16 protein-coding genes and 1 pseudogene are annotated in these 15,610 nt (G+C 68.4%); 9 read left to right on the top strand and 8 right to left on the bottom strand.

What is annotated here, in order from left to right:
* The first annotated feature begins 111 nt into the window (after positions 1-111).
* Both OHA61_RS15775 and OHA61_RS15770 read left to right on the top strand, forming a co-directional pair.
* Positions 112-2,463: an arylsulfatase gene (locus OHA61_RS15775; protein WP_406303546.1), complete on the top strand. Its 2,352-nt coding sequence runs from the start codon at positions 112-114 to the stop codon at positions 2,461-2,463.
* A 799-nt stretch (positions 2,464-3,262) separates the two neighbouring features.
* Positions 3,263-3,709: a DUF6325 family protein gene (locus OHA61_RS15770; protein WP_406303545.1), complete on the top strand. Its 447-nt coding sequence runs from the start codon at positions 3,263-3,265 to the stop codon at positions 3,707-3,709.
* A gap of 581 nt (positions 3,710-4,290) precedes the next feature.
* On the opposite strand, the pseudogene OHA61_RS15765 reads toward OHA61_RS15770, so the two are convergent.
* Positions 4,291-4,507 (bottom strand): annotated as a pseudogene (locus OHA61_RS15765) (TrmO family methyltransferase); the annotation flags it as partial.
* Between the two features lie 398 nt (positions 4,508-4,905).
* Here OHA61_RS15765 and OHA61_RS15760 point away from each other — a divergent pair.
* Entirely contained in the window at positions 4,906-5,925 is a 1,020-nt protein-coding gene (locus OHA61_RS15760; protein WP_406303544.1) for a hypothetical protein, read from the top strand.
* A gap of 167 nt (positions 5,926-6,092) precedes the next feature.
* Here OHA61_RS15760 and OHA61_RS15755 read toward each other — a convergent pair whose 3' ends face one another.
* On the bottom strand, positions 6,093-6,809 hold the full coding sequence (locus OHA61_RS15755) for a hypothetical protein (protein ID WP_406303543.1): 717 nt from the start codon (positions 6,807-6,809) through the stop codon (positions 6,093-6,095).
* Positions 6,810-7,000: 191 nt separating this feature from the next.
* Between OHA61_RS15755 and OHA61_RS15750 the strand changes: the two genes are divergently transcribed.
* Positions 7,001-7,576 carry a DUF421 domain-containing protein gene (locus tag OHA61_RS15750; RefSeq protein WP_406303542.1) on the top strand — a complete coding sequence of 192 codons (576 nt, stop codon included), beginning with the start codon at positions 7,001-7,003 and terminating at the stop codon, positions 7,574-7,576.
* Between the two features lie 146 nt (positions 7,577-7,722).
* A complete protein-coding gene (locus OHA61_RS15745; RefSeq protein WP_406303541.1) occupies positions 7,723-9,336 on the top strand; it encodes an MFS transporter in 1,614 nt (537 codons plus the stop codon).
* 138 nt (positions 9,337-9,474) lie between these two features.
* Here OHA61_RS15745 and OHA61_RS15740 read toward each other — a convergent pair whose 3' ends face one another.
* Positions 9,475-9,744: an amphi-Trp domain-containing protein gene (locus OHA61_RS15740; RefSeq protein WP_406303540.1), complete on the bottom strand. Its 270-nt coding sequence runs from the start codon at positions 9,742-9,744 to the stop codon at positions 9,475-9,477.
* Between the two features lie 69 nt (positions 9,745-9,813).
* Complete coding sequence (locus OHA61_RS15735) at positions 9,814-10,329, bottom strand: GNAT family N-acetyltransferase (RefSeq protein ID WP_406303539.1); 516 nt, start codon at positions 10,327-10,329, stop codon at positions 9,814-9,816.
* 101 nt (positions 10,330-10,430) lie between these two features.
* On the opposite strand from OHA61_RS15735, the gene OHA61_RS15730 reads away from it, so the two are divergent.
* From OHA61_RS15730 to OHA61_RS15720, 3 genes are all read left to right on the top strand, one after another.
* Positions 10,431-10,895, top strand: coding sequence for a helix-turn-helix transcriptional regulator (locus tag OHA61_RS15730; RefSeq protein WP_406303538.1), 465 nt, complete (start codon positions 10,431-10,433; stop codon positions 10,893-10,895).
* Entirely contained in the window at positions 10,892-11,302 is a 411-nt protein-coding gene (locus OHA61_RS15725) for a VOC family protein (protein WP_406303537.1), read from the top strand. Before OHA61_RS15730 ends, OHA61_RS15725 begins: the two co-directional genes overlap by 4 nt.
* A 204-nt stretch (positions 11,303-11,506) precedes the next feature.
* Entirely contained in the window at positions 11,507-11,740 is a 234-nt protein-coding gene (locus tag OHA61_RS15720) for a hypothetical protein (RefSeq protein ID WP_406303536.1), read from the top strand.
* A 73-nt stretch (positions 11,741-11,813) separates the two neighbouring features.
* Here OHA61_RS15720 and OHA61_RS15715 read toward each other — a convergent pair whose 3' ends face one another.
* Both OHA61_RS15715 and OHA61_RS15710 read right to left on the bottom strand, forming a co-directional pair.
* Positions 11,814-12,311, bottom strand: a complete 498-nt coding sequence (locus OHA61_RS15715; RefSeq protein ID WP_406303535.1) for a YbaK/EbsC family protein — start codon at positions 12,309-12,311, stop codon at positions 11,814-11,816.
* On the bottom strand, positions 12,281-13,207 hold the full coding sequence (locus tag OHA61_RS15710; RefSeq protein ID WP_406303534.1) for a DMT family transporter: 927 nt from the start codon (positions 13,205-13,207) through the stop codon (positions 12,281-12,283). The genes OHA61_RS15715 and OHA61_RS15710 overlap by 31 nt, the downstream gene beginning before the upstream one ends.
* 80 nt (positions 13,208-13,287) lie before the next feature.
* Here OHA61_RS15710 and OHA61_RS15705 point away from each other — a divergent pair, with 80 nt between their 5' ends.
* Entirely contained in the window at positions 13,288-14,235 is a 948-nt protein-coding gene (locus OHA61_RS15705; protein ID WP_406303533.1) for a LysR family transcriptional regulator, read from the top strand.
* A 167-nt stretch (positions 14,236-14,402) separates the two neighbouring features.
* Here the strand turns inward: OHA61_RS15705 and OHA61_RS15700 are convergent, their stop codons facing one another.
* Both OHA61_RS15700 and OHA61_RS15695 read right to left on the bottom strand, forming a co-directional pair.
* Positions 14,403-15,167: an SDR family NAD(P)-dependent oxidoreductase gene (locus tag OHA61_RS15700; protein ID WP_406303532.1), complete on the bottom strand. Its 765-nt coding sequence runs from the start codon at positions 15,165-15,167 to the stop codon at positions 14,403-14,405.
* A 72-nt stretch (positions 15,168-15,239) separates the two neighbouring features.
* Positions 15,240-15,575: a YnfA family protein gene (locus tag OHA61_RS15695; RefSeq protein ID WP_266479462.1), complete on the bottom strand. Its 336-nt coding sequence runs from the start codon at positions 15,573-15,575 to the stop codon at positions 15,240-15,242.
* Positions 15,576-15,610 lie beyond the last annotated feature (35 nt).

The following is a 15,610-nucleotide window of genomic DNA, read 5'->3' as shown; positions in this document are numbered from 1 at the left end:
GGATCCGAGGCCCACCGGTACGACGGCCGGCGGGGCGACGGCTTGGTATCGCCCACCCGCATCCACCTGCCGGTGCCCATCAGCGGTTCGGCAGGAAGGAGGACAGGCACGATGCCAGTGAACGAGTACAAGCCAGGAAGCGGGTTCCCCGGAGTGATCGGGCGGACCACAGATGTGTCCACCCCCGCATGGCCCGAGCCACCCCGCGCGGTACCGGGATCCCCCAATGTGCTGACGATCGTGCTTGACGACACCGGCTATGGACAGTTGGGCTGCTACGGCAGTCCGATGGAGACCCCCAGCCTCGACGGGCTGGCTGCCAACGGGCTTCTCTACAACAACATGCACACCACGGCACTGTGCTCGCCGTCGCGTTCATGCATCATCACCGGCCGCAACCACCACGCCAACGCCATGGCGGCAGTCACCGAGATGGCCACCGGATACCCCGGCTACAACGGCAACATCCCGTTCGAGAACGGGTTCCTGTCCGAGATGCTGCTGCAGCACGGATACAACACGTACATGCTCGGCAAGTGGCACCTGATGCCCTCGGAGCAGGAGTCCCCCGCCGGCCCCTACAACCGCTGGCCGCTCAGCCGCGGCTTCGAACGGTTCTACGGCTTCCTCGGCGGCGACACCAACCAGTGGTATCCGGACCTCGTGTACGACAACCACCAGGTCGAGCCCCCCGGTTCACCGGAGCAGGGCTACCACCTCACCGAGGACCTGGCCGACAAGGCGATGCTCTTCATCTCCGATGCCAAGCAGGTCGCCCCCGACAAGCCGTTCTTCCTCCACTTCTGCCCCGGGGCCACCCACGCACCGCACCACGTACCGCGCGAGTGGGCGGACCGCTACCGGGGCAAGTTCGACGACGGCTGGGACGCCTACCGCGAGGTGACGTTCGCCAACCAGAAAAGGCTGGGCGTCGTCCCCCCCGACGCAGAGCTCTCCCGCCACGACCCGGACGTCCCGCTCTGGGAGTCCCTGACCCCGGACGCCCGGCGCCTCGCCACCCGCATGATGGAGGTCTACGCCGGATTCCTGTCGCACACCGACCACCAGATCGGGCGGCTGCTGGACTTCCTCAAGGAGACCGGCGAACTCGACAACACCCTGATCATGGTTGTCTCCGACAACGGGGCCAGCGCGGAGGGCGGGGTCACCGGGACCGCCAACGAGGCACAGTTCTTCAACAACGCCCCCGAACCGATCGAGGACAGCCTCAGGACGATCGACGAACTCGGCGGTCCGACCACGTTCAACCACTACCCCTGGGGCTGGACTTGGGCAGGCAACACCCCGTTCCGGCGCTGGAAGAGGGAGACCTACCGCGGAGGCGCCAGCGACCCGTTCCTCGTCCACTGGCCACGCGGCATCAAGGCGCGAGGAGAAGTGCGCACCCAGTACGCCCACCTCGTGGACATGGTCCCCACCGTCCTCGACGTCCTCGGGATCGAACCGCCCGACACCATCAAAGGCGTCACCCAGTCCGCCCTGCACGGCGTCAGCTTCGCCCACACCTTCGACAACCCGACCACGCCGACACTCCACCACACCCAGTACTTCGAAATGCTCGGCCACCGCGCCATCGACCACGACGGCTGGCGTGCCGTATGTCCCTGGCCGGGCCCCTCCTTCACCGAGGCGCGCCAGCCCTTCGGCACACCCATCAGCTCCGAGACACTTTCCCAACTGGACGCCAACTCCTGGGAGCTCTTCCACATCGACGAGGACTTCGCCGAGACCCGTGACATCGGTGCAGATCACCGCGACAAGCTCATAGAGATGGTGTCGCTGTGGTACGTCGAGGCAGGCAAGTACGGCGTGCTGCCGATCGACGGCAGCGCCCTCGCACGGATGATCGTGGAACGCCCGCAGATCACCAAGGAACGGACCAGCTACGCCTTCCGGCCCGGCACCCAGACGCTGCCGGCCTCCGTCGTGCCCCGGGTGCTCAACCGGCCGCACAGCATCACCGCCGTCGCGGAGATCCCCACGGGCGGCGCCGAAGGCGTACTGATGAGCCAAGGCTCGCTGGCAGGCGGTTGGAGCTTCTACATCAAGGACGGCAAGCTGACGTACGTCCACAACTACGTCTCGCGAGCCCTCTACACCGTGTCCACGACCGACCCGGTGCCCGCAGGCCGTCATGAGCTGCGCTTCGAATTCGAACCGACCGGCAAGCCCGACCTCGCCACCGGCAAGGGAGCACCGGGGCGTGCCCAGCTCTACATCGACCGCCGCCTCGTGGCAGAGGCCGATTTCCCGGTGACCACCCCCATCATGTTCAACCCCGGCGGCCTGACCTGCGGCGCCAACCCCGGCCAACCGGTTACTTCCGACTACCGGTCACCGTTCCGGTTCACCGGCACGCTCCACAGCGTGACCATCGACGTGTCGGGGGAGCTCATCACCGACGCGGACAGCGAGATGCGTATGCACATGGCTCGGCAGTGAACAGGGATCTTGGCCGCGTACGAACTCCGCTTCAGTGAAAGCCGAGCTGCTGCGGTCGCCGCGACGGCCGAGCAGCTCCTGGCTGGGCACATCACCCGGTCCAGGTGGCCACGACCGGCCGCGGAGCCCGCTCTGCCCGGCGCTTGCTTTCCCGTGACCCGATGCTCGCCGACGGGCGGCGCATGACGATCACCCGTTTCTGGCGTTTACGCGAACCCCCCGTCACCGCGATCCTGAGATGGAGGTGCCTCCGTCTGCCGTCGCAGATGTGAAGACGGTGCCCGCCGAGGGAGGTGAACCGCATGCCCCGTATCCGTCATCATGGGCCGACGTGCGCAAGCGGCGCGGACTCCCTGCGCGCACGCCTGCATCAGCGTCCCGGCGCGCGCCGCGCAGGCACTGCTAGCCCCCCGGCGATGGTCGTGGCGCAGCAGGATGGACGGCATCTGTGGCCTCCCGAGCCGGGTTCGGCAGGGATGCAGGCAGGCGGCTACCGTGCAAGGGTGGTAATTGGAGCCCGTCGAGGGTCTTGCTCCGCCCAGCGAGAGCCAATCCCGCTTCCTCTCGGAGGGAGGCGATCGCTAACGACGGTGAATTCGTCACGCGGAACTACCCGTGCGCGCTGAACCTGGCACGGTAGGACTGGTGGCTTGACCTCGTTCCGGGCACTCTGCCCATCGCTGCCACATTGTGCGGGCGCTGTGTGCTGGACCGGGCTTCTGCACTTGAGGTCTCTGAACCTGTCGGCTAAGGCGCTTGGCCTCGAGCGGGTGCTCACCGAGAGAACGGAAGCGCAGACATGACATCACCCGACACCGACGAACTGGGCCCGGTCGACTACCTCGTCGTCGAGTTCCCTCCGGCTACCTCGCACTTCACCGGTGAGATGGCCGCAGAGCTCGACAGGCTGGTCACCACGGGGATCATCCGGGTCCTGGACCTGGTCATCCTGACGAAGGGAGCAGACGGCGAGATCGACGCAATGGAGGTCGATGACCTCAAGAACGCCGGCGACCTGCGCGCCGCAGAGGCGCAGTTGGCCGGCCTACTCGCCGAAGAGGACGTCATCAACCTGGCCGCCGCCATGGAGCCCGGTACGACAGCCGGGGTGCTGGTCTGGGAGAACGTGTGGGCGGGGCCCTTCGCCGCCGCCGCACGCCGCTCGGGAGGCCAGCTCATCGCCAACGGACGTATACCGATACAGGCCATCCTGGCGTCGATCGAAGCCGAGGAAGGAGGAGAGTGACATGCCACTCGGACCCATGCGCAGAGGACGTCGTGGGGTCATCGGCCGCCCCGTTGCTCGCACAGCTGCTGTCGCGGGCACGGCAGCTGTAGTCGCCCACGGGGTCGAACGCCGCAGCGACCGGCGCGAGGACCACCGGGACGACCGTCAGGACCGTCGAGAGGACCGCCGGGACCGGCGCTGATCCGAGCTTCACTGCTGAGCCGCCGGCCAGGCAGGACCTGATCGACGATCTGTTCTACTACTGGTGCCACGTCGACGATGTCCCGGTCAGGGCTCTGGTTGTTCATGAGGCGTGTGCTAGCTGGACCGCTCCGGCGAACGAGTCTGGTCTTGCGACGAAATCATCCAGCTGACGCAGTGCCCATTTGGTGTTCATGCTCACTCCGCCAGCTGCCCTCAGTGCGAACCGTCGGACAGCGGTTTTCGCTAGTCAGGCTCGGTGTCACGGCACGCCGAGGCTGAAAGACGGAGGCCGCCGACTGGGACGTGGGTACCGATGGGTCATCCTGCCAACGCGCTAGCGGGGCAGCCGGGCTTTGAATCACGCACTCAACCAGGTCCTCACGCCATGACAAGCGTCACTGGATCTCGGCCCAGTAGTCCTCAAGCATTTCGCCTGGCCAAGTGGGCTCCCGCACCTCGCCGCGGGGGCCCATCTCCTTGAAGTAAGGGGCCAGGTCGAAAATTGGCGAGCCATCGATCGCATCCAGGTCCGCGACGTGGGCCGTCGACCTTGAGCATGCGGGGGAACGACTCGGCGAGCTGGTTCGGGCGGCGGTGGTTGCGATGGACGAAGGGCGGGACCTGGTGCAGGTGGTCGCGAAGCTCAAGCAGGTCATCTGTGTGAAGGCTGAGGGCAGCACACCACGTGAACGAGAGGCCCCGGACTGGTAGCAGTCCGGGGCTCGTTGGGGGCAGCGGGACCTGGTCGACCGAGCGCGCAGGAAGTGAGCTAGCGGACGTGCGTTTGGCCCAGATCCTGGTAGTAGCCGATACCCGATACCAATGACGCCGAACACCCGCTTGCGTATCTCCTCACCGTCGGGGCGCCACGTAGAGGTCCGGCGCGGCGGTTGTCCGGCCGCCGCCCGGCCGTTTTCTTCCGCCCGTGCGACGGACCGGGGGAATGGCCCGTTGGGCCGAGTAGAGCAGTGGGCTGGCGGGGCCGCGAGCCCGTTTCGAGACTTGGCTCTATGAATCACCGACAACGATTCCTCGGGTCGCGCGCCCGGTTGCTGGCAGCCCTTGTGGCGGGACTGCTCCTGCTGGCGGGTGCACCGAGCGCGTTCCCGCTCTCCCGGGACGGCGCGAGCGTCGCCGCCGCCGGGTGCGTCTCCACACCGGTCGCGTACCGGGCCGCGTGGGAGGCGCGCGAGGTCCGGTGCGTGGCGCCGTCCCTCTTCGGGACCGCGTACACCCGGGGCCAGACCTCCCTCTACCCGAGCGGCTTCCGCTATGCCTGGGCCGGCTCCAGCACCAACCTGGAGCAGTACCTGATGCTGCGCGCGCGGTACGGCGACCAGCCGGCCAAGGTCGGCATCGGGGTCCTGTCCTACGTCGGCTTCCCGGGACTGGACGACTGGTCGACGCCGACCGATCTGGAGGTCTACACGCTGCCGTCCGGTGTCCGTGCGCAGGTGCCGGCCTTCGAGACCTGGTTCCGGCTGCTCGACGAGGAGTTCGGTACGACGGGGGCGTACCCGCTCGAGGCTCAGCGCGACCTGGTCGTCGCGTACTCACAGCTGGACCGGGGCGAGGACGTCGTCGGGGCGTTCGAGGAGGTCACCGGCTGCCGCCGCGACGCACTGCTCGCGGGTGAGGCTCCCTCGGCGGAGATCGGCTGCGACCGCTCCTTCCTCGGCGCGCTGGCGGCTGCCGGCCCGTCCCCGTACGACGGCGGTGACTCCCGGACGTGCTTCGCGAACTTCCAGACGCGTTACCGGGGCCACCGGGACGCCTCGGCGTTGCGGGGCGCGCTGTTCCAGTGCCAGGACGCCGGGTTCCTCAACACCGGTGTGGGGCTGGGGTACAACACGTACGCCAATCCGTTCGTGTGTCGGCCCGCCGACCGGCAGAGCGTGCGGGAGCGGTACACCGGCCGCGAGTTCATCCTGCCGAGCGCCCCCTTCACCGCCTTGCCGAGCCATGTCACCATCCCGCTGGACCTGGGGACACCGGGCCGGCGCGGCTTTCTGCACGCGGGTTACTGCTAGGGCATTCCCTTTGGGCGGGGCCTAGCAGCGAGTCGCGCAGCACCCGGCGACCGCCGCGAAGCGGCCGACGAAGGCCGCGGCGCGCAGGCTGATCAGAGCCCTGGGTGATCAGTTCGGGTGGCGGACTCGCTGATCCGCTGTGCGAGCGGGCGAAACGGTGGGCGCGCTCACTCTCCGAACGCGGCCGCGGTGACTTCCCGTTCCAGTTCCGCGCGGTGGAACTCGTAGGTCCCGATGTCGGAGACCTTGATCAGCAGGCAGAAGCGCTCCACCGACGACAGTTGTCCGGCCACTCGCGCGTACTCGCGCCGCAGGAAGTGGATCGCGGCCAGGTTTGCCACGGGCGTCTGCCCGGCCACCAGGAACACCGGGCAAGTGGACTCCACGGGCGTGAACTTCGCCACGAGAGCGTGCTCCTGGTTGCCTTTGTCCAAGAGGAACTTCTCCCCACCGACCTCGATGGCCACCGAGTCCGCACGGGTGGCGTCGTAGGGATGCATGACGACGCCGGGCATGTGGGCGGCAAGGTGGCCGCCGGTGCGGATGTTGGCGCCCCCGGTGGGTCCGCCGACACAGAATTCGGTGCGATCTCCGTTGCCGCCACGGAAGTCGCCGGACTCCAGCGAGACGTTGCAGTCCAACTCAGCGGCAAGCATGGCCAGTTCCAGCATCGCCCGTACATCCCGATGATGCGCGGTGCCGGGCGCGTTGTGCTTGTTGCCCAGCACCATCAGGCAGGTCTGCCCGGGCCGGACGCCGAAGAATGCCGCCCTCTTGTTCACCGCCCGAGCGCGCTTGGCCCGCTCCCTCAACCAGACGAACCCACCGCCGAGCAAGCTCGTCACGAGCCCGATCGCGATGTTCGCGAGCACCGACTGAATCACGTCCCCCTCTCCCCGGCCGGCATCGTTTCACGCGCGGGCGAACACGTCGAGTGATGGGGAGTACCAGGCCGCACCGGAAGAGCACCAGAGAAAGCGTCCGCCTGATGGCCGGTCAAGAGGGTTGGGGCAAGCGGCCGATGAGCAAGTGGGCGGACCGAAGAGACGCGGGAGACGCGATGTGGCATGACCTGATGAGTGTGGGCATCTCGTACGGCGAGAAGGCGGTGCGCACCGTGCTGGTCTATCTGGTGATCCTGGTGCTGCTGCGGTGGGGCGGGAGACGGGAGCTCGCTCAGCTGAACACCTTTGACCTGGTGGTCATGCTGCTGCTGGCCAACGTGGTGCAGAACGCCATCATCGGACCCGACAATTCCGTGGCCGGAGCCGCCTTCGGCGCTGCCGTGCTGCTCGCGGTGAACGCACTCGTGGTCCGGGCTGCCTCGCTGTCCAGCCGACTCGGCCGCCTGCTCGAGGGAACGCCTGTCATTCTCGCGCGCGACGGGCAGTGGCTGCCCTCCGAGGTGAAGCGCAGCGGACTGAACCGCGCGGACTTGGATGTCGCGGTCAAACGGCAGGGCGGCGACGATGTCTCCGAGACCACCTCGGTCAGCCTGGAGCCGAGCGGTTCGCTGCTGGTCAGCCTGCGCGAGGGCGACCAGGCGGCCGACAAGGACGACGTCGCCGCTCTGCGAGCCGAGATCGCCGCGTTGCGGCAGCAGCTCACACAGCCCGGGCCCGGATCCGGTTCCGGCGCGGGGCCACGCTGACCTGCCCCTCTTCCGCCCCGCCTCTGGAGGTCCGCAGGCAGGATCGGGCCAGGCTGCGGGGACTCGGCGCGAAAATGTCCGCCAACCGGTTGACCTCCGAGGCGGGCCGAGGAACTGCCGCCGGGGGCGCTGGGACGATGCGCCCCATGACATCCAAAGCGGGCACGGGGAGTTCGACCAAGGCAGGACTCGTCCTGCTGACTCTCGCGGCCGGGCAGTTCCTGATGGCGCTCGACAGCTCCGTCATGAACGTCTCGATCGCGACGGTGGCTGACGACGTCGGCACAACGGTGACCGGGATCCAGGGTGCGATCACGGCCTACACCCTCGTGATGGCGATGTTCATGATCCCTGGCGGCAAGGTCGGCGTGATCATCGGCCGCAAGCGCGCGTTCATGATCGGCTGCTGCATCTACGGCTGCGGATCCCTGACGACGGCGCTCGCCCCGAACCTGCCGGTTCTCCTGCTCGGCTGGTCGTTCCTCGAAGGCGTCGGGGCGGCGCTCATCCTGCCCGCCATCGTGGCGCTCGTCGCCGGCAACTTCGCCGCGGAACGCCGCCCCGCCGCCTACGGACTCGTCGCGGCCGCAGGAGCCGTGGCGATCGCGGTCGGGCCGATCATCGGGGGTATCGCAACGACGTACTTCTCCTGGCGCTGGGTCTTCGCAGGTGAGGTCGTGATCGTGCTCGGCATCCTGCTGCTCGCCCGCCGCGTCACCGACGCCCCGACCGGCGGGCGCCACCCCCTCGATCTCGTCGGCGCCGCGCTCTCCGCCCTCGGGCTCGGGATCTTCGTCTACGGCGTACTCCGCTCGGACGAATGGGGCTGGTTCAGGCCGAAGCCCGACGCACCCTCCTGGCTGGGTATTTCTCTGGTCGTGTGGCTGATGCTGGCGGGTCTGTTCCTGATCTGGCTCTTCCTGCACTGGGAGGCCCGCATGGTGGAGCAGCGCAAGGAACCCCTCGTGGATCCGGCGCTCCTGCGGAACAGGCAGCTCACCGGCGGCCTGACCATGTTCTTCTTCCAGTACCTCGTGCAGATGGGCGTGTTCTTCGTCGTACCGCTCTACCTCTCGGTCGCGCTCGGCCTGTCCGCGCTCCAGACCGGGGCACGCATCCTGCCGCTCTCGCTGACACTGCTCGCCGCCGCGATCCTGATCCCGCGTCTCCTTCCGAACGTCTCACCGCGGCGCGTGGTCCGGCTCGGGGTCCTTGCGTTGTTCGCGGGTGCGGTGGTCCTGATCGCCGCGCTCGACGCGGACGCCGGTGCGGAAATCGTCACCATCCCCCTCCTGTTGATCGGGCTCGGTATGGGCGCGCTGGCGTCCCAGCTCGGGTCGGTCACGGTGTCCGCAGTGCCCGACAAGCAGAGCGCGGAGGTCGGCGGTATCCAGAACGCCGTCACCAACCTCGGCGCCTCGATCGGTACGGCACTCGCCGGGTCGATCCTGATCGCCGCGCTGACGGCTTCGTTCCTGACCAGCGTCGAGCAGAACGAGGCGATCCCGGCCGACGTCAAGAGCCGGGCGACCGTCGAACTTGAAAGCGGTGTGCCCTTCCTGTCTGACGCCCAGCTCAAGGACGCCCTCGACGAGGCGGGCACGAGCGAGGAAGTCACCCAGGCCGCGCTCGACGCGAATGAGGCGGCGAGGCTCGACGGCCTGCGCGCCGCACTCGCGATCCTCGCTCTGGCCAGTCTGCTCGCGCTGTTCTTCACCCAGCGGATCCCGACCACCCAGCCCGGCTCCACGGAACCGTAGAGCCAGGGTGCGATCCGGAGGGCGGCGCCGACCGGGCCGACTTCTGGGTCAGGTGGCGGTCTGGGCCGGTGAGACGGGTGCGGGCTGGTTCGGGTCTCGCGTCTCGGGTCTCGCGCCAGTCGTCGTCGCGCGCGGGACCTACTCTGCGCCTGCCGCCGCCTGTGATGGTGCTGTCCGTGTCGGTGCGGTCGGCCACTTGAACTCGATCTCCAGCTCGATCTCCCCGTTGCCGACCTCGACCTCTATCTCGCTGCGAAGCTCGTCGGGGACCCGCAGGCTCAGCCGCCCGGGGCCGAGTTCCAGATCGGCATCGCCACCGTGCCTCAGTGCGGCCGCGAGCGCGGTGAGCTGATCAGCCGCCTCGAGGCGGGACAGCGAGCGCTTCTGCTCAAACTTGAGGTCCTTCATGGATGTCTCCGATCCGGCAGAAACAGCAGATATCGCCAATTCTGAGGCCATGCGACGAATCGGACATCCTCAAGGCCGGGTGGAAGCCTCGATCCGGTAGAGGAGACTGCGCTGTCCTCCACCGTCGAGCCGTGTGCCCGCTCGTACGCCACCGATCTTCTCCACAGCACGCTGGGAACGCATGTTGCCGGGCGCGACGAGGAAGATGACGCTGCCGACGAACCGGAATGCATGGTTCAGCATGAGCTCTTTCAGCTCACGGTTGTAGACGCCGCCCCAGTGTGACCGGGCCAGGAACGACCAGCCGATTTCGACCTCGTCGCGCTCCTCGTCGTATCCGTGGTAGCGCGAGGAACCGATGAGACGGCCGTCTTCGTTGTCGACGACAGCCAACGCCCCTCCGGAATCCAGGGCGTCGCGAAAGAAGCCGCTGAACGCCGATTCCTGGTATCGCTCCGGGTCGGGATGCTGCTCCCAGACGAGCGGGTCCGCCGCGACGGCATAGAGGTCTGCGTGGTCTTCCGCGCGGAGCGGCCTGAGTTCGACCAATTCGCCCTTGAGGCAAGGCTGAACGTCAAACGGCATCGAGGAACTCCGTGGACTCAATCGCGCGGGCGTGACCCCCGCCAAGTGTCATCCGTGCAGGTCAGCAGGCTGCTGTCAGAGTGGAACGGTACGCTCGTTCCATGGATCAGCACCACCTTTCCCACCTTGCGCGCCTGCGCCGGGCGCGGGATCTGGTCGACCGGGAGTACGCGCGTCCGCTCGACGTGCCGACCATGGCCCGCCACGCGCTGATGTCGCCGGGGCACTTCTCCCGGGCGTTTCGGGCGGCTTACGGCGAGACGCCGTACAGCTACCTGATGACCAGGCGCGTCGAGCGGGCGATGGCGCTGCTGCGCGGGGGCATGAGTGTGACCGAGGCGTGTATGGCGGTCGGTTTCACCTCCCTCGGCTCGTTCAGCTCGCGCTTCACCGAGCTCGTGGGGGTGACGCCGAGCGCGTACCGGTCCCGGGAGCACCGCGCCGTGACGGCGATGCCGGCGTGTGTGGCAAAGATGCGCACCCGGCCGACCAGGGAGCAACCGAGCGCGATCGCAGAAGCGGCCCGCGCAGCTGGGGCCGGAGGGGACCTAGCCTTGGTTCCATGACCATTTCCCTCCAGTACTGCCATGTCACCGTCAACGACCCGGACGAGTCGCTCGCCTTCTACCGCGACGCGCTCGGCCTCGAGGTGCGCAATGACGTCGCCTCGGGCGGGTTCCACTGGATCACCCTCGGCAGCGCGTCCCAGCCGGACCTGGAGATCGTGCTCTCCGAGCCGCACGCCGGCCGATCCCAGGCCGACGGCGACGCTCTGCAGGAGCTGCTGACCAAGGGAGTCCTGCCTATGATCGTGTTCCGCGCCGACGATCTCGACGCGACCTTCGAGAAGGTGCGGGCCTCCGGTGCCGAGGTGCTGCAGGAGCCCGTCGACCAGCCTTGGGGCCCGCGCGACTGCGCGTTCCGGGACCCCTCGGGCAACATGGTGCGCATCTCGCAGGCGCCCAAAGCGTAGGCGCCGCCGGCCATCGGCTTCCGCGCTGCCGGCCCCGGGGCAGGGCGACCCCGGGATCAACTGCCGCCGCCCACGCGCGAGGCGTTCGGCCCTCCGCGGCGGCGCGCGCCGGAACTCCCTGACGCAGGGGCAACGCGGCGGCATCCCCGCACCCCCTGGTCCGCTCGACATGTGCGCGTCGCGTCCCTGCCACACGCTGTAAGCATGACCAGCGATGCTGAAGAGGAGTTCCACCCCACCCCCGTCGTCGTGCTCGGCGTAGTGCCGAGCGACCCGCCGTACCGCCTGGTGGAGATCAACGGGGAGGTGGCCGGGCCCGCCTACACCATGCTGGATGTGATCAGGCTGGCGCACCGGGCGGGGCTGACCCATATCGACGTCGACGATCCCGCGGTCGTGCGATGGGTCGGCGGCGGCAAGTACAAGTGGGCCCCCTGAGCGGGCCAACGGTCCCGGACTCCTGCATCTGGCGGGTGAGCCGGGCGGCAGGATCAGCGGGCCGTGGGGTGTGTCAGTTCGAGCCCGGACTGGTGATGCGCTCGATGCGCGGCTCGGCGAGCCTCGCGTAGTCCGCACCGGAGATGGCCAGCGAGCGGTCAAGGCGGGCGGCGTTGAAGTAGAGGCACGGCCGCGCAATGACGTCCGGGTCTGCGACGAGTTCAAGTTCAGGGTCGAAGCTGAAGGGCAGGACGGTGCCGGGGACGGCATGGGCCAGTCGCTCTGCAGTGGCTGCGTCGCAGAATCCGGCGTAGCGGGCGGCGAAGAGCGTGCGGATGGCGTTGAGGTCCACACGCCGGTGCCCGGGGACGACCGCCAGCACATAGCGAGTGACTCGCCGGTCGATCTTGACGATCAGGATGAGGCATTTGGCTGCTTCCGACACTGGGTGTCCGCGCAGTGCGCTGACACTCTCGGTCGTGCCTTCCGGTTCATGGTCAATGAGTTTGTACGCGGTTGCGGTGTTGTCGAGCAGGCTGATCAGACGCTCGTAGGTGCTGTTGTCCGGCATGGGGTCTCCTCGTTGCTGGTGGTGCGGTGGGCGCGTTCGATGTTCTGCCCCCAGTACGTTCCGGTGACCATGAGCGCCGCCCCGAGGCAGGCAAGGGCGGTGAACTCTTCGCCGCCGAGGCCGATGCCGACCGCGACCGCCCAGACCGGTTCAGTGCCCAGCAGCAGACTGGCCCGGCTGGCGGAGCTGTTCTGCACCGCCCACGTCTGGGCGAGGAAGGCGAACACGCTGCAGAACAGGGCGAGATAGACGAGCCGGCCCCAGCCCGCGGCATCGACCTGAGTGAGCGCCGACATGCCGCTCGCGGCCGGCATGACGAACAGCGCCGAGCCGACAACCGTCTGGACGGCCGTGAGCTGCAACGGCCGCACAACGCGGCCCTTCGTGAGTCGCCCCACGAGCACGACGTGCGCTGCGCGAACCACCGCGGCGGCGAGCATCAGCAGGTCACCGATCCGGGGAGTGTGGAAGCCGCTGCCGGACATGAGCAGTGCGACGGCCAGCAGGCACACGCCCGTGGCGGCGAAGAAGCGCGGGGGCAGCCGACCGGTGCCTGCCGTGCGGTCCAGCAGTGGGGTCAGCACGATGGTGAGGCTGATGATCAGGCCGGCGTTCGCCGCGCTGGTGTGCGCGACGCCATAGGTCTCAAGAAGCAGGACAGCAGCCTGTGTTATCCCCAGCAGTGCCCCGACACGAACCTCATCGCGCGTGTAGCGCCCCTTCCGGCTGCGGGCCGCGACGAGGGCGAGGCAGGCGATCGCGGAGATCGCGTACCGCACGAACAGCACCATCAGGACCGGCAGGGCATAGGTGGCCGTCTTCGCGGCCAGGTAGCTGGAGCCCCAGACGATGGCGACAAGGAGAAGCACTGCGTCAGTGCGGCGGGTGTGGAACACCCCTCTACGCTGTATTGCTTCCACTCTGAAGCCAAGAACGAGGTTCTTCAGGAATCCTGAAGCATCACTACATTGAGAGGATGAATGAACGGCAGTTGCAGATTCTGCGGGAGCTCGGAGAGCTGGGAAGCGTCACCGCGACCGCCGAGGCGCTGTTGATGACTCCCTCGGCAGTCTCCCAACAGCTACGGCTGCTGCAGCGCTCGATCCCGGTCCCACTCACCGAACGTGACGGACGGCGGTTGGTGCTCACCGATGCCGGACAAGCCCTGGCCGGTGCGGCGATCGAGGTGGAGACCGCACTGGCCAGGGCACGGCACACCATCGAGGAATTCGTCGACCAGCCGGACGCAGATGTGTCGGTAGCGGCTTTCCACAGCGCGGCCGCCGCATTCTTCCCACTGCTGCTGCTTGGCCAGGACGGCCCTGGACGCCCGCAGCTCTCGCTCGCCGACGAGGACGTCGCGCAAGACCATTTCCCGCGACTGACCCGCGACTACGACCTCGTACTCGCCCACCGTCTCGACCATGCGCCACCGTGGCCGGCCACGGTCACCGCCGGCACGCTGCTGCGTGAACCGCTCGACATCGCCCTGCCGGCCGGCCACCCCCTGGCCGCCAAACGACGCCTCACGCCGCGAGACGTCGCGGATCAACCCTGGATCACCGTTCACGACGGCTTCCCGCTGATGGCCACCATCGACGCCATCTCCACTGCCGCGAACCGACGGCTCAACATCGTCCATCGCATCAACGAATTCGCGGTGGTCGCCGAAGTCGTGGCCGCCGGAGGCGGCCTGGCGCTGATGCCACGCTGGACTACACGTCCGCACCCCGCACTGATCCTCAGACCTCTCAGCGGCGTGCACACCCGACGCCACATCGATGTGCTCCACCGCCCCGAACGTGCCGCACGGCGAGCGGTACGGCTGGTGCTCACCGAACTGCACCGTGCAGCCGAAACGATCCAGAGCCGAGACGTCAGCGCGGGTTCCGACGTGAATGAGACACCCGCTGAGGAAGCCTGAACCGGCGCGGTGTGCGCCATGACTGCAGCCCGGAGCGCGCTGACATTGTGTCGATGGACCGGGACATCGGTTCTGCGGACACGGCGGTGGGAATTATCGCGCTCTGCTGAGCACCGTCGAGGGTCCGGAGCCCACCTGTCCAGGCCTCGGAGACAGTACGGATGGGCCTACAGCTCGCGGTGGACCTTGGAGTTGGAGGCCTGGGCGCGGGGGCGGACCACCAGGAGGTCGATGTTGACGTGCGAGGGGCGGGTGACCGCCCAGGTGATGGTGTCCGCCACGTCGTCGGCGGTGAGCGGCTGGGCCACGCCCGCGTAGACCTTGGCTGCCCTCTCCTCGTCGCCGCGGAAGCGGGTCGTGGCGAACTCCTCGGTCTTGACCATGCCGGGCGCGATCTCGATCACCCGGACCGGGGTGCCGACGATCTCCAGGCGGAGGGTCTCGGCGAGGACGTGGGCGCCGTGCTTGGCGGCGACATAGCCGCCGCCGCCCTCGTAGGTCGCGAGGCCCGCGGTGGAGGAGAGGATCACCACGGTGCCGTCGCCGCCGGCGGTGAGGGCCGGGAGCAGCGCCTGGGTGGTGTTGAGGGCGCCGATGACGTTGACCTCGAACATCTGGCGCCAGTCGGCGGGGTCCCCGGTGGCGACGGGGTCCGCGCCGAGTGCGCCGCCCGCGTTGTTGACGAGGACGTCGCAGCGGTCGAGAGACGAGGCGAACTCGTCGACGGCCGGGCGGTCGGTGACATCGAGGGCGTACGCGGTGGCACCGTGGCCCGCGGCGGCGAGCTCGGTGGCGAGCCCTTCGATACGGTCCTTGCGGCGGGCGGTGAGGACGACGTGGTACCCGGCGGCGGCGAGCCCGCGTGCGGTGGCGGCGCCGATGCCGCTGCTGGCTCCGGTGATGACGGCGACGGGGGTCCCGGCGGGGGTCATGTCCTACTCCTCGCGCATGTGATCGATACGGGCCCAGGATAGGCGGCGGGTCTCGCGGGCGACGGCCCGGCGTCAGCGGCTCCGTGGTGCGTACATGATCAATGCCATGCCCGCCAGGCAGACCAGCGCCCCGATCACGTCCCAGCGGTCCGGGCGGTAGCCGTCGGCGACCATGCCCCAGGCGAGGGAGCCCGCGACGAAGACTCCGCCGTACGCGGCGAGGATCCGCCCGAACTCGCCCTCCGGCTGGAGCGTCGCGACAAAGCCGTACGCACCGAGGGCGATGACGCCCGCGCCGATCCAGATCCAGCCTCGGTGCTCCCTGAGTCCCTGCCAGACGAGCCAGGCTCCACCGATCTCGAAGACGGCGGCGACGAGGAAGAGGGCTGCGGAACGGACGACGAGCATGGGGGCAGCCTGCCACGCGAGGCGCCCGCCACCGG

Origin of the sequence: Streptomyces sp. NBC_00885 (assembly GCF_045207475.1) — a bacterium.
In the GTDB taxonomy this organism is placed as follows: domain Bacteria; phylum Actinomycetota; class Actinomycetes; order Streptomycetales; family Streptomycetaceae; genus Streptomyces.
The sequence above is the reverse complement of the archived record's forward strand: the minus strand, read 5'-3'. Positions and strand labels throughout refer to the sequence as shown.

Bases quoted from the DNA above. Each gene is read 5' to 3' on its own strand.
- OHA61_RS15775 (WP_406303546.1), top strand. From the start codon at position 112: ATGCCAGTGAACGAGTACAAGCCAGGAAGCGGGTTCCCCGGAGTGATC.
- OHA61_RS15730 (WP_406303538.1), top strand. From the start codon at position 10,431: ATGGATCAGCACCACCTTTCCCACCTTGCGCGCCTGCGCCGGGCGCGG.
- OHA61_RS15740 (WP_406303540.1), bottom strand. From the start codon at position 9,744: ATGAAGGACCTCAAGTTTGAGCAGAAGCGCTCGCTGTCCCGCCTCGAG.
- OHA61_RS15760 (WP_406303544.1), top strand. From the start codon at position 4,906: ATGAATCACCGACAACGATTCCTCGGGTCGCGCGCCCGGTTGCTGGCA.
- OHA61_RS15715 (WP_406303535.1), bottom strand. From the start codon at position 12,311: ATGCCGGACAACAGCACCTACGAGCGTCTGATCAGCCTGCTCGACAAC.
- OHA61_RS15725 (WP_406303537.1), top strand. From the start codon at position 10,892: ATGACCATTTCCCTCCAGTACTGCCATGTCACCGTCAACGACCCGGAC.
- OHA61_RS15750 (WP_406303542.1), top strand. From the start codon at position 7,001: ATGAGTGTGGGCATCTCGTACGGCGAGAAGGCGGTGCGCACCGTGCTG.
- OHA61_RS15745 (WP_406303541.1), top strand. From the start codon at position 7,723: ATGACATCCAAAGCGGGCACGGGGAGTTCGACCAAGGCAGGACTCGTC.
- OHA61_RS15700 (WP_406303532.1), bottom strand. From the start codon at position 15,167: ATGACCCCCGCCGGGACCCCCGTCGCCGTCATCACCGGAGCCAGCAGC.
- OHA61_RS15695 (WP_266479462.1), bottom strand. From the start codon at position 15,575: ATGCTCGTCGTCCGTTCCGCAGCCCTCTTCCTCGTCGCCGCCGTCTTC.
- OHA61_RS15735 (WP_406303539.1), bottom strand. From the start codon at position 10,329: ATGCCGTTTGACGTTCAGCCTTGCCTCAAGGGCGAATTGGTCGAACTC.
- OHA61_RS15770 (WP_406303545.1), top strand. From the start codon at position 3,263: ATGACATCACCCGACACCGACGAACTGGGCCCGGTCGACTACCTCGTC.
- OHA61_RS15705 (WP_406303533.1), top strand. From the start codon at position 13,288: ATGAATGAACGGCAGTTGCAGATTCTGCGGGAGCTCGGAGAGCTGGGA.
- OHA61_RS15720 (WP_406303536.1), top strand. From the start codon at position 11,507: ATGACCAGCGATGCTGAAGAGGAGTTCCACCCCACCCCCGTCGTCGTG.